This is a genomic window from Symbioplanes lichenis, assembly GCF_030709675.1.
In the GTDB taxonomy this organism is placed as follows: domain Bacteria; phylum Actinomycetota; class Actinomycetes; order Mycobacteriales; family Micromonosporaceae; genus Actinoplanes; species Actinoplanes lichenis.
In genome coordinates this window covers 1-12850 of sequence record NZ_JAUZQD010000028.1, presented here as the reverse complement: position 1 = coordinate 12850, position 12850 = coordinate 1, and the positions used below count along the sequence as shown (strand labels likewise).

The following is a 12850-nucleotide window of genomic DNA, read 5'->3' as shown; positions in this document are numbered from 1 at the left end:
GTCTCCTCAGATCGGGACGGCCCGGACGCGCGGATCGGCGCCGGGAGCTGCGGTGGGGCCCGGGCGGGCGGCCAGCCGGGCCAGGGCGAGCAGGACACCGGCCGTACCGGTGTGCAGGTCCATCGAGAGCCGGCGCAGGGTGACGCCCGGACAGGCGGTGCCCCCGCCGTACGGGACGGCGTGCAGGTCGAGGCCGGGCACGTGGGCGGCCGCCGCGGCGGGATCGGTCGCGGCGAGGGCGGCGATCAGGCCGGCGCGCCCGTTCATCAGCCCCGGATAGACGACGAACGAGGGCCGGCACGCGCGGAGCAGCTCGGGCAGCGCGGCCACCGGGCGGTGCGCGCTCAGTGCGGCGGCGGCGACCGCGATCCCGGCACTGCCCGATTCCAGGTACGGGAGAACGCGCCCCTTGTCCGGCACCTGCAACCCGCCGTCCGGGGTGGCGACGCAGCGGGCCAGGTCACGTCCGAGTGCGGTCTCGGCGTGGTCGAGCCAGGACGCGTCTCCGGTCGCCTCGTACAACCGGGTGAACAGCAGCGCCGGGCCGCTCCAGCCGTGCAGCAACCCCGTGGCATCGGTGCTCGCCGGGGGTTGCGTGGTCAATGTCCCGGCCAGCGTGCGAACAGCGTCGAGTGGTGTGCGGCGGCGCCGGGCCAGGGTGAGCAGGGCGAGGGCGACGCCGGTCACGCCGTCGGCGAGGCTGATCCCGCTCGGCGGCCGATCGCACCGGGCCAGCAGGGCGTCGGCGGCGGCGGGCTGCCCGAGCCGGTCGAGCACCGTGGCGACGCCGTGGCTGCCGGTCCACAGGCCGGGGCGGGCGGGTTCGGCGGCGGCCCGGCGGCACAGCCAGTCGACGTACTCGGGCCGGGGCGGGTCGCCGGCCTCGGCCAGCGCGTGGAGCACACCCGCGGCGCCGTGGCCCAGGCCGAGCCCGCCGCTGCGGAACTGCTCGACGTCGCCGGGGAAGAGCCGGTCCGCCCGGTCGGGGGTGGCGCTCGCGTGAATGGCCCGGACGAGGTCACCGATGGCGGTCTCACCGGAACGCGGGCGTGGGCGGGGGCCGGAGCGCATCAGGTCGCGGCGCAGGCGGGCCACGGTCGCGGGCGGGACGGGGAAGCGGCCGGCGGCCCAGTCGAGGTGCTTGGCCGTACTCTCCGGGGCGATCTCCCGCATCGGCGCGAGCGGGACGAGCAGCCACAGGCGCAGGGCGGCGAGGGCGTAGCGGTCGAGGTCGAATCCGCGCGTGCCCGGCGGCGCCGTGAAGCCCGGTGCGCCGAGTCCCGGCACGGTGTCCTCGGTCACCGGGAAGGCCGCCTCGGCGTCGATCAGCGAGATCCGATCCTGGTCGTCGACCAGCACGTTGCGCGGGTGCAGGTCGCCGAAGACCCAGCCCCGGTCGTGCACCCGGGCCAGCAGCCGGTCGAGCTGATCGGCCAGCCCGGCGGCGCGCCCGTAGTACCGGGACAAAGCGTCCGGCGTGGCGTCGTCGTAGAGCGGGCAGGCGCGGGCCATCCACTTGCCGAGCGGGATGCCGTCGCGGAACTCGCGGGCCAGGAACAGGTGCTCCCATGCCTCGTGCAGGCCGTGCACCTCGGGCAGGCCCGGGATGCCGGCCAGCGCGACCAGCGCTTCGTGCTCGCGGCGCAGCCGGACGACGGCGTCGCGACCGTGCCCGTCGAGGCCGGCGTGCGGCCGCGCCTCCTTGACGAGAATCCGGCGCCCGCCCTCGGACAACGCGTGGTAGACGCCGCCGCCGTTGGAGAAGTGCAGCGCGCCGGTGATGCGGAAGGGCAGGTCGGCGGGGCGACGGGCGGCCAGGTGCGGCGCCAGCACGGCCGGGGGAGTCACCCAGGGCGGGACGTGGAACGCCGCGGTACGCCGGTCGGGCACGAGCACGCCGTCGGGCCGGCGGATCGCGGGGGTCGCCCGGCCGCCGTCGTCGACCTCGAGCGGGACGAACCCGCCGTAGCGCACGTGCAGCGGTCCCGGCCCGATGCGGAGATCACCCAGGATGTACGGGCCGGGGCTCCCGTGCAGCCGGCGGCCGAGCGCGTCCAGGACGTCGCCCAGCGCCTCCTCGTCCGCCGGGTACACCGTGACGAACTTGCCGCTCGTGCCGCGCGCCGCGTACTTGCCGTTCCGGTGGAGCAGGGCGCGCGGGGAGCGCAGGTGCTTGTAGGTCAGCTGCCGCCCGGCGCAGAAGTCGTGCACCACGCCGAGGGTCCGGGCCGCGTTCCCGGGCGTGGCGGCGACGTGGACCTTCCAGCCCTGCTCGGGCAGCGCGGTGCCGGCGCGGTGCAGCATCCGCCACGGGCCGTGCGAGCGCACCGTCCACTCCGGCCCCGGCCGGGGCGCCACGGCGGCGAAGGAGTCGTCGTCGCCGTCGGCCCGGTCGAAGAACGGCCGCCCCGGAAGGCAGTAGTCGTCGTGCACGGGTCCGAGCCAACCAGAGCCGGTCCGCCCCGATCCGGCCCGGCGCGCCCATGATCACCCCGACGGGTGTACGCGCGCTACGGGCGTACCGGATGAAACCCGAAGGGCAGCTCGAGCCGGTGCTCGTGCAGCAAGGTCTCGTCCGCCAGGATGTCGGCGGTCTTGCCGTCGGCGACGATCTGGCCGTCGTCGAGGATGACCGAGCGGGGGCAGAGCTGCATCGCGTAGGGCAGATCGTGGGTCACCATGAGCAGCGTCACCGGCAGCCGTTCGAGGATCTCGGCCAGCTCGCGGCGGCTCGCCGGGTCCAGGTTGGACGACGGCTCGTCCAGCACCAGCAGCTCGGGGCGCATGGCCAGGACCGTGGCGACCGCCACCCGGCGGCGCTGGCCGAAGGACAGGTGGTGGGGCACCTGGTCGCGGTGGGCCGCCATGCCGACCGCCGCGAGGGCCTCGTCGACGCGGGCGTCCAGCTCGGCGCCGCGCAGGCCCAGGTTGGCCGGGCCGAACGCGACGTCCTCGGCGACCGTGGGCATGAAGAGCTGGTCGTCCGGGTCCTGGAAGACGAGGCCGACCCGGCGGCGGATCTCGGCCAGCCGGGCGCGGTCGCCGGCGTCGACGCGCAGACCGCCGACCTCGACCGTGCCGGCGCCGCCGTGCAGCACGCCGTTGAGATGCAGGACGAGCGTGGTCTTGCCGGCGCCGTTCGGGCCGAGGAGGGCGACACGCTCGCCCTCGGACAGGCTCAGGTCGACGCCGCGCAGCGCGGTGCTGCCGTCCGGGTAGGCGAAGGTGAGCCCCTCGACGCGCAGGCTCACGAGAACATCGCCGCCGTCACGCCGATGGCCGCCGCGGCGACCGGGAGCGCGGCCGACTGGGCCCACTGCGTGCCGGTGGCCGTGCTCTGCGTGGCGAGCGGCAGCCGCCCCTGGTAGCCCCGCGACACCATGGCGAGATACACCCGTTCCCCTCGCTCGTAAGCCCGCAGGAACAGCGCGCCCACGCTGACCGCGAACGCCTTGACCTGCCACAGGAACCTCGGATCATAGCCCCGGGACAGCCGGGCGATCCGCATCCGGCGCGCGTCGTCGGCGAGGATGTCGAGATAGCGCAGCATGAACGTCGCGATCTGCGTGAACACGGACGGCACGCGCAGCCGGTCGAGCCCCACGATCAGGTCGCGCATGGTCGTGCTCGCCGCGAGCAGCAGCGACGCCACGACACCGAGCGTGCCCTTGGCGAAGATGTTCCACGCGCCGTGGAGCCCGTCGACCGACAGCGTCAGGCCCAGCCACTCGGTGCGCTCGCCGTGCCCGGCGAAGGGCAGGAACACCGCGAGGAGTACGAACGGGAGCTCGATCGTCGCCCGCTTGGCCAGCCACGTCACGGGGACCCGGGCCGCCGTGGCGACGCCGGCGAGCAGCAGCGCATAGCCCCCGAAGGCCGCGAACTCCTCCCGGGGCGTCGCCACCACCACGATCGTGAACAGCAGCGTGGCGACGATCTTCACCTCGGGCGCGAGCCGGTGGACCGGGCTCGCCCGGTCGAGATGCAGCGGATGCGCGTGCCCGGCGCCCATCTAACCCACGCCTCTGTTCCCGGCCACGCCCCGGGCTCCGGCCGCCTCGCGGGCCGGGGCCGTGCCCCGGGTCCCGGCCAGGTCGCGGGCTTGTGCGGTGGCCGGAGCCGGTCGGGTGCCCGTCATCACGCCGTGGATCCGGTCCCCGGGGCCGGGGTGTCGCGGATCGCCTGGTCGTTACCGCCCGTGCCCGTGCCCGCGCCGGCGCCGGCGCCGACCGTTGCGCCGCCGTCGCCGGTCGTGGCGTCGGTCGTGCCGCGGCGGCGGGCCAGCCAGAACACGCCGCCGCCGATGGCGAACGTGACGAGGACGCCGAGGACGCCGGCCAGCCCGGTGGAGACGTACTCGTTGTCGATGCCCTTGATGCCGTAGTCGGCGAGCGGGCTGTCCGCCAGCTGGTGGTCCTGCTCCTGCTGGGCCATGCACGTGCCGCCGGTGATCTCGTCGTCGGCGTTGAACGTGCAGCCCTCGCGGGCGGTCGCGTCGAGGCCGTCCGGGCTGCCCGAGGCGAAGCTGCTCACCACGCCGGCGAGCAGCAGGGCGACGAGCAGGCCCCCGGCCAGGAACCAGCCGAGCCGGGTGCGGGCGGTGCCGTGCGCCTTCGCGGTCCGGCCGGCCGGGGCGTTGCGGTCGTCGGCGCTCATGCGGCACCTCCGGAGACGGTGACGGGCTGGGCGGCCACGGGTGCGGTGCGGAAGCGGCGCAGCGCGTAGACCAGGTCGGGCCGGACGCGGGCGACGGTGGCGACGGTGGTCGCGGCGATCAGGCCCTCGCCGATGCCGATCAGCGTGTGCACCCCGGCCATCGTGCCGGCGATCGTGCCGAGGGAGAGCTCGGTGGTGCCGCCGAGCCAGTATTCGAGGACGAAGCCCTGGGAGGCGAGCACGACCCCGAGGACGGAGGCGATGAACGCCGTGGCGCCCACCCCGGCCGGGGTCTTCGGCAGGAACCTCATGAGCAGGGCGACGAGCAGGTAGCCGGCGGCCGTACCGATGAGGGCCATGTTGGTGATGTTGAGACCGAGCGCCGTCAGGCCGCCGTCGGCGAAGAGCAGGCACTGCACGATGAGTACGGTCGCCACGCACAGCGCCCCGACCCAGGGCCCCACGAGCACGACGGCCAGCGCGCCGCCCAGCAGGTGCCCGGAGACGCCCGGCAGCACCTGGAAGTTGAGCATCTGCACGGCGAAGATGAACGCCGCCACGAGCCCCGCCATGGGCGCCAGCCGGTCGTCCAGATCGGCCCGGGCGCGCCACACGCAGACCCCCAGCCCGAGCGCCGCGAGGACCGCGAACAAGGCGGAGACCGGCCCGTCCACGATCCCGTTGGCGATGTGCATCGCCTGTGTATCCATCCCGCGCCTCCCTGTTTCCCCGGAGCATATGCGTCAGTGGAGCAGTTGCACAGCGGTGGCAACAACGTCGCGCGAGACGTACCCCACACATCACGATCAATGGGGAATCGGTCGCCCGGCGGCCGCCTGATGTTCGCTTGTTCGGGGCGTGGCGGGCGGTGGACTGCCCGGGGATGTGCCAGTCCGGAAACGGACGAAGCAGGGCTGCCCGGGGGCGGCCCTGCTTCGCTTGGCTTCGCTTGGCTTCGCTTGGCTTCGCTTGGCTTCGCTTGGCTTCGCTTGGCTTCGAGAAGAGGTGGTGCAGCGTTTCTCAGCTGATGGCGGCGAGGGCGCGGGCGCGCTCGGGCCAGGTGGCGAGGCTCGGGGCGAGCCGCATGCCGGCCGCCGTGATGGCGGCGCGGATGGTGGCCTCGTCGGCCGCGCCCAGCTGCTCGTAGGTGGTGATGCCGCCGGCCGCGAGCGCCATGGCCATCTTGGGGCCGATGCCGGCGATCTTCGTGAGGTCGTCGGGCTCGTGCACCGGCGCCGGCGTGGGGCCGGGCGTCCCGGGCGGCACGGTCTCGTCGTCGACGGCGGCGGCCTGGGCCGGGATGTCGACGGCGCCGGCCTGGGCCGGGATCACGACGGTCGGCTCGTCGGCCGCAACCGTGGAGACCGGCTCGGGGGCGACGGGCTCGGCGGTGACGGCCACGGGCTCGGCGGCCACGGCGACCGGGACCGGCTCCGGCTTGGCCTCGGCGATCGGCTCGGGCTCGGCGACGGGCTCGACCGCGACGGGCTCCGGCGCGGCGACAGGCTCGGCGACGTGCTCGGTGGCGACGGGCTCCGGCTCGGTGGGGACCGGGGACTCGGCGGCCGGGATGTGCTCGGTGACCGCTTCGGCGATCGGCTCGGACCCGTTGACCGGGGCCGCGGGGGAGGAGGCGGGCACGACGACGGTCGCGTCGTCGTCGAACGCGGGCGCCTCGGACGACGCGCGCGGGCCGGGCACCACGGCGGTCGGCTCGTCCTCGAGCGCGGTGACGGCGTGCGGAGCGGCGGCGGCGTCCTGGGTTGCGGACTCCGGCGCGGGGGAGACCGGGGCCTCGAGCGGCGCGGCCGGCGCGGGCTCGGCGGCCGGCGTGCCGATCGACGCGGCCGGGGCCGGCGAGACCGGAGCCGGGTCGGACGAGACCGAAGCCGGGTCGGACGAGGCCGGGGCCGGCGATACGGGCGAGTCCGACGAGCTCGACGAGGACGAGCCGGTCGACGGCGCGGTCTCGACGGCGGCGGGCTTCTTGCGGCCCCAGATGAACCAGGAGGCGGCCGCGCCGACCACGAGCCCGGCGAGCAGGGATATGACGGTTGACACGGGGAGCCTCCGGCGCCTTCAGGGTGCGTGATTAGCGCGCATCATAGAAGAGAGCCGCTGCGCCCCTGTCACGAACCGCCGGTCAGCGCGTCAATGCTCCCCGGGCCCGGGCCGCGGCGAAGTCCGGTTCGGCCACGGGACGGCCGAAATGGTAGCCCTGGGCCAGGCGATAGCCGAGGCGGTGCAGCTCCGCGGCCTGCTCCGCGGTCTCGACCCCTTCGGCCACGGCTTGCAGGCCCAGGCCGTTGCTCACCTGGATCAACGCCGTGGCGATGACCGCGTGCCGCCCCGCCATCGTGATCGAGTCGACGAACGACTTGTCCACCTTGAGGATGTCGACCGGGACGGTCTGCAGAAGGCCGAGCGACGAGTGGCCCGTACCGAAATCGTCGAGCGCGATCTTGACGCCCAGCTCGTGCAGGTCCTTGACGGCCTGGACGGTCTGGCCGCCGCCGAAGACGGCGGTCTCGGTCACCTCGACGGTCAGCTGGGCGGCGCCCAGGCCGGTCCAGGCGAGGGTCTCGGCGACCACGCCCGCGAAGCCCGGCTCGGCGAGCTGCCGGGCGGAGACGTTGACGGACATGCGCTCGGGCGCGGCGTCCCCCAGGTCGCGACGCCAGGCGACAGCCTGAGCACAGGCGGTCCGCAGGATCCACTCGCCCAGCTCGACGATGAGCCCGTTGTTCTCGGCCACCGGGATGAACTCGGCCGGGCTGACGAAGCCGCGTACCGGGTGCCGCCAGCGGACGAGCGCCTCCACGGACACCACGCGCCCGTCGGGCAGGGACACGATGGGCTGGTAGACGACCTGGAACTGGCCGGTGTCGAGCGCGGTCCGGATCTCGGCGCCCAGCTTCGCCTCCTCGCCGGCGCACCGGTCGAGATCGTCGGAGTACGCGCGGTGACGAGCCCCGCCGGCCCCCTTCGCCGCGTACATGGCGAGGTCGGCCCGGCGCAGCAGCTCGACCGGATCGGTGAGGCCCGTGCCGTCGGCGCTGCCGATGCTGGCCGAGACGAGCAGCTCGTGCCCGTCCGCCTCGATCGGGCGGCGCAGCGCGGCCGTCATGCGCTCGGCGATGCCGGCCATGACCTCCGGCGACGCGTCGGGCAGCAGCACCGCGAACTCGTCCCCGCCCAGCCGCGCCACCAGCCCGTTCTCGTCGAAGGACCCGGCCAGCCGCCGGGCGACCACGGAGAGGAGCTGGTCGCCCACGGCGTGGCCCAGCCGGTCGTTCACGTCCTTGAAGCCGTTGAGGTCCAGCACCGCCACCTGCGGCCGCACCCCGGCTGTGACGGCCTCGGCGGTGCGCTCCTCGAAGACGCGGCGGTTGGGCAGGAAGGTGAGCGTGTCGCGCAGGGCGAGATCCTCGAGCTGCCGGGACTGCCGCTGCACCTGGGACACGAAGCCGGCCAGCCGGGCCATGACCAGGATGACCAGCAGCGTCGAGCCGACCCCGACGGCGATCGTGTCGATGTGGTCCGGGTCGCGGCCCGCCTCGAGGAAGAGGATCGCGGGGACCAGCATCGTCGCGGTCGCGGGCAGGATCAGCCGGTGGGGACCGGTGCGCTCGGGCGCGTCGTGCGGGGCGGCGGACGACGGGTGCAGCGCGGCGCCGGCCCAGCAGAGATAGGTGAGGACGAAGATAGCGTACGCCCAGGGGAGCGCCCATGTCATCGACGCCGGCGCCAGGCTGGTGACCAGGTTGCCCAGCAGCGTGGCGACGCAGCCCGCGGCGAGCAGCCAGCCGCTGGGGCCGCTGTGCCGGGTGCGGGTGAGGATCGGGCCGACGGCGGCGATGAGGATCACGCTCGTCGTCAGGTAGCCCATCATGACCAGCCGCAGGGCCACCGGCTGGGTGCCGTCGCCGGCAATCGGCCCCACGACGAAGACCCAGTAGACCAGGCCGAGCCCGATGAAGGTCACGGCCGCGTCGATGATGCGTCCCGCGCTCGGGCGCCGGCCGCGGCCGAGGCGGAAGAGCGCCACCGCGAAGAAGGGGTACGCCGCCAGGTAACACGCGTCGGCCCAGGACGGGAAGGCGGAGCGGCCGGCCATCTGGTTGAGCGCGTACACGAGGTCGCCGGAGGCCCACGTCACCTGCCCGGCCGCGAAGACGAGCCACGCGAAGGGGTCGGGCGGCCGGTTGCGGCGCACCCCGGCGACGGTCAGCGCGGCCGCCAGCACGCCGGTCGAGGCGGACAGCAGCGGAGCACCGGCGCCAGGCAGCATCGTGTAGCCGACGCAGCCCAGGATGCCGAGCACCGGCCAGATCCACCAGCATCGGTCGGCGAGTCTCAGCACGTCCGACGGATCGGCACGCGGGGGGCGTACCTGAGCAGATCTTGACCCTGGGTTGAGCACCCGCTGAGGCGGCGCCCGCGCGGCCAGGGATACTCATGCACCGGCGCGGTCCGCGCGCCCGCCCGTCGCCTGGAGGACTCCGCATGCCGCGCTTCCGCTCGTGGACTCTGCGCAGCCGCGTCATGGCCATCTGTGCCGCCCTGAGTCTGCTGCTGGTGGCGCTGAGCGTGGTGGCCGCCGTGATCGCCGCCGACAGCAACGAGCGCATCGACGTTCTCACCAACAAGACGGGCCCGATGCGCACCGCGGGGCAGAGCCTGGACGCCGCGTTCGTCGACCAGGAGACCGGCATGCGCGGCTATCTGCTGAGCGGCAAGGTCGACAACCTTTCCCCGTACGAGCGGGGGCGCGCGGCCGAAGCCGACCTGCTGGACCAGATCGACCGCCTCAACCGCACCGGCCGGGTCGACACCGCGGTGACCGCCGCCCTGGCCCAGGTCCGCGCGCGGGCCGAGACGTGGCGCACCGAGGTCGCCGAGCCCGTGATCGCCGCCGTCCGCACCGGGGGAACCGCGGCGGGCCAGGCCCTGCCGGCCGCCGACGGCACCGCGCAGTTCGACGCCGTACGCGCGGCAGTAGGTGATCTGCAGGACAGCATCTCCGTCGTGCGCGACGCGGCCGTGTCGGCGGCCAAGAACACCGGCGGTGCCCTCGTCGCCCTCGAGATCACCGCCGCGGCGGCCGTGCTCGTCTTCGCGATCGCGGTCATGCTGCTGCTCGACCGCCTGATCAGCCGGCCCGTCCTGGCCCTCGCGCGGCAGATCCGGGCGGTGGCGGCCGGCGACTACGACCGGGCGATCACCGGCCGGGGCGCGCCCGAGCTGGCCGGCCTCGCCGACGACGTGGACGCCATGCGCCGCAAGATCGCCGCCGAGCTGCGCGAGGTGCAGCAGGCCCGGGCCGAGCTCGACGCGAAGGCCGCCGAGCTGACCCGCTCCAACCGCGACCTCGAGCAGTTCGCCTACGTCGCCTCGCACGACCTGCAGGAGCCGCTGCGCAAGGTGGCCAGCTTCTGCCAGCTGCTCCAGCGCCGCTACCAGGGGCAGCTCGACGCGCGCGCCGACCAGTACATCGCCTTCGCCGTCGACGGCGCCGACCGGATGCAGCGGCTGATCAACGACCTGCTGGCCTTCTCCCGCATCGGCCGCCTGACCACCGGCTTCAAGCAGGTCGACCTCAACCACGTGCTCGGCGTCGTGCGCGCGCAGCACTCGGGCGACGCCTCGATCGTGACCGCGGACCTGCCCACCGTCGAGGGCGAGGAGCCGCTGCTGACCACGCTCTTCGCCAACCTGATCGGCAACTCGCTCAAATTCCGCCGGCCGGACGTGCCGCCCGAGGTCGTCGTCGGGGCGGTGCGCTCCGGCGACACCTGGCAGATCACGGTACGCGACAACGGGATCGGCATCGAGCCGGAGTTCGCCGACAAGGTCTTCGTCATCTTCCAGCGCCTGCACCCGCGTGAGGCTTACGAGGGTACGGGCATCGGGCTCGCGATCGTGAAGAAGATCGTCGAGTATCACGGGGGGACGATCGAGCTGGACGCGTCTGTTCCGGTCGGGGCGCTCTTCATCATCACGTTGCCGGCGGTCGCCTCGCCGTCGGGCGCGTCGCCGGCGGTCGCCGGGTCCGGCTCGTCGGCGGTCGCTGGGCCGGGCTCGTCGGCGGTCGCTGGGCCGGGCTCGTCGGCGGTTGCCGGGCCGGGCTCGCCGGCTTGAACCTGCCGTAGCGTGAGGTCCTAGTTTCGGGGCATGTCGCTCGGGTCGTTCGTTCTTCGTCTTTCGCTGCTCTTCGCGGGGTCGTTGCCGCGCCGGTGGGTGACCGGCGCGGCAACGGCTTCCGCTCGGTCAGGCGCCGATCAGGGTGCGGATGCGCTGGGCACCGACGGCGAGCAGCAGGGTGGGGAGGCGGGGGCCGGTCTCCTTGCCGATCAGCAGGCGATAGATCAGCACGAAGAAGGCGCGCTGGGCCACCTTGAGCTCCTGCGTCGGCTTGGTGTCGGCCGGCAGGCCCGCCATCGTCTTCGGCACGCCGTAGACCAGGGTGGTCAGGCCGTCGAGCGACCAGTTCGCGTCCAGGCCCGCGGCGAGCAGGCGCAGCGACTCGCGCTGCTGGTCGTCGAGCGTCTCCAGCAGCTCCTTGTCCGGCTCGGTGCGCACCTGGGTGCGCGCCTCGGGGGCGAGCTGGGTGAGGACCCACGTCTGCGCCTTGGCGAGCCGGGGGCGCACCTCGGCCAGGTCGCTGACCGGCCGCTCCGGGTCGATGTCGCGCAGGATGCGCAGCGTCTGCTCGTCGTGGCCGGTCGTGATGTCGACGATGGAGGCCAGCGTGCGATAGGAGATCGGCACCGGGGTCAGCGGCAGCGTGGTGGTGGCGGTGCGCACCGCGCGGTCGTGGGCGGCCTCGTCGGCGGGGGCGGCGGTGCCCGCGGCGATCTTCGCGGTGAGCGCGTCCCACTCGTCGTAGAGGCGCTGGATCTCGGCGTCGAAGGCGATCTTGAAGGACTGGTTGGGGCGGCGCCGGGCGTACATCCAGCGCAGCAGCGGCGCCTCCATGATGGCCAGGGCGTCGGCCGGGGTCGGCACCGCGCCGCGGGAGCTCGACATCTTGGCCATGCCGCTGATGCCGACGAAGGCGTACATCGGGCCGATGGGCTGCGCGCCGCCGAAGACCTCGGTGACGATCTGCCCGCCGACGACGAAGGAGGAGCCGGGGGAGGAGTGGTCGACGCCGGAGGGCTCGAAGTGCACGCCCTCGTAGGCCCAGCGCATCGGCCAGTCGACCTTCCAGACCAGCTTGCCCCGGTTGAACTCGCTCAGCAGCACCGTCTCGGTGAAGCCGTCGAGCGTGCAGACATAGGTCAGCGCCGTGGTCTCGTCGTCGTAGGCCGTGACCGTGGTCAGGTCCTTGCCGCACTCGCCGCAGTAGGGCTTGTAGGGGTAGTAGTCCTGCCCCGCGCCGCCGTCGTCCTCGGCGGCCGCGCCGGAGCCCTCGGCGGCCTCGGCTGCCGCGGCGGCCTCGTCCTCGTCGAGCTTCTGGTTCTGCTTGCCCTTGCCGCCGCCCGGCTTGGCGTCACCCGCCGGCCGGCCCTTGGTGCGATAGCGGTCGAGCACCGCGTCGATCCGGGCACGCTCGCGCATGGCGAGCAGGATCTGCTCCCGATAGGCGCCCGACGTGTACATCTCGGTCTGGCTGATGCCCCGGTAGTCGACGCCCAGCTCGGCCAGCGAGTCGATCATCGCGGCCTTGAAGTGCTCGGCCCAGTTGGGGAAGCGGCTGCCGGGCGGGGCGGGCACGGCGGTCAGCGGCTTGCCGATGTGCTCGGCCCACGACGGGTCGATGCCCGCCGGCACCTTGCGGAACCGGTCGTAGTCGTCCCACGAGATGATGTGCACGACCTCGTGCCCGCGCCGGCGGATCTCGTCCGCGACCAGGTGCGGCGTCATCACCTCACGCAGGTTGCCCAGGTGCACCGGCCCCGAGGGGCTCAGCCCGGACGCGCACACCACGGGCTGGCCGGGCGAACGCCGCTCGGCCTCGGCGATCACCTCGTCGGCGAACCGGCTCACCCAGTCGACGGCTCCTGCGTTCTCTGTCACGATCTCCCACTCCATCTCGTCAGCGCCGTCCATTTTCCCGGATCGCGGCGCACGGCCCCGCACCGCCCCTGCCCGCCCGGCCCCGCACGGCCCGCACGGCCCCGTCCGGCCCCGCACCGCCCCTGCCCGCCCGGCCCCGCACGGCCCCGCACCGTCTCTGCCCGCCCGGCGT

Annotated in this window: 9 protein-coding genes; 1 reads left to right on the top strand and 8 read right to left on the bottom strand. The window is 74.0% G+C overall.

Features of this window, described 5'->3' with window-relative positions; all coding sequences use genetic code 11:
* Window positions 1-6: 6 nt before the first annotated feature.
* The 7 genes from lanKC to RAN62_RS39825 form a co-directional block, all read right to left on the bottom strand.
* Window positions 7-2433 carry a class III lanthionine synthetase LanKC gene (gene lanKC / locus RAN62_RS39855; RefSeq protein ID WP_305790084.1) on the bottom strand — a complete coding sequence of 809 codons (2427 nt, stop codon included), beginning with the start codon at window positions 2431-2433 and terminating at the stop codon, window positions 7-9.
* A gap of 77 nt (window positions 2434-2510) precedes the next feature.
* Window positions 2511-3251 (bottom strand): energy-coupling factor ABC transporter ATP-binding protein, encoded by a 741-nt coding sequence (locus tag RAN62_RS39850; protein ID WP_305790083.1) that lies wholly within the window; start codon window positions 3249-3251, stop codon window positions 2511-2513.
* Window positions 3248-4012: a cobalt ECF transporter T component CbiQ gene (gene cbiQ, locus RAN62_RS39845; protein ID WP_305790082.1), complete on the bottom strand. Its 765-nt coding sequence runs from the start codon at window positions 4010-4012 to the stop codon at window positions 3248-3250. Before cbiQ ends, RAN62_RS39850 begins: the two co-directional genes overlap by 4 nt.
* A 125-nt stretch (window positions 4013-4137) precedes the next feature.
* The gene (locus RAN62_RS39840) at window positions 4138-4656 is read right to left on the bottom strand and encodes a PDGLE domain-containing protein (protein WP_305790081.1); all 519 of its coding nucleotides are present in this window, start codon (window positions 4654-4656) and stop codon (window positions 4138-4140) included.
* Complete coding sequence (locus RAN62_RS39835; protein ID WP_305790080.1) at window positions 4653-5366, bottom strand: energy-coupling factor ABC transporter permease; 714 nt, start codon at window positions 5364-5366, stop codon at window positions 4653-4655. The genes RAN62_RS39840 and RAN62_RS39835 overlap by 4 nt, the downstream gene beginning before the upstream one ends.
* A 310-nt stretch (window positions 5367-5676) precedes the next feature.
* Complete coding sequence (locus tag RAN62_RS39830) at window positions 5677-6717, bottom strand: helix-hairpin-helix domain-containing protein (protein WP_305790079.1); 1041 nt, start codon at window positions 6715-6717, stop codon at window positions 5677-5679.
* 82 nt (window positions 6718-6799) lie between these two features.
* Window positions 6800-9019, bottom strand: coding sequence for a putative bifunctional diguanylate cyclase/phosphodiesterase (locus tag RAN62_RS39825; protein ID WP_305790078.1), 2220 nt, complete (start codon window positions 9017-9019; stop codon window positions 6800-6802).
* Between the two features lie 143 nt (window positions 9020-9162).
* Here RAN62_RS39825 and RAN62_RS39820 point away from each other — a divergent pair, with 143 nt between their 5' ends.
* Window positions 9163-10797, top strand: coding sequence for a sensor histidine kinase (locus RAN62_RS39820; protein WP_305790077.1), 1635 nt, complete (start codon window positions 9163-9165; stop codon window positions 10795-10797).
* A gap of 129 nt (window positions 10798-10926) precedes the next feature.
* Here the strand turns inward: RAN62_RS39820 and lysS are convergent, their stop codons facing one another.
* Window positions 10927-12678 carry a lysine--tRNA ligase gene (gene lysS, locus RAN62_RS39815; RefSeq protein WP_305790076.1) on the bottom strand — a complete coding sequence of 584 codons (1752 nt, stop codon included), beginning with the start codon at window positions 12676-12678 and terminating at the stop codon, window positions 10927-10929.
* Between the last annotated feature and the right edge of the window lie 172 nt (window positions 12679-12850).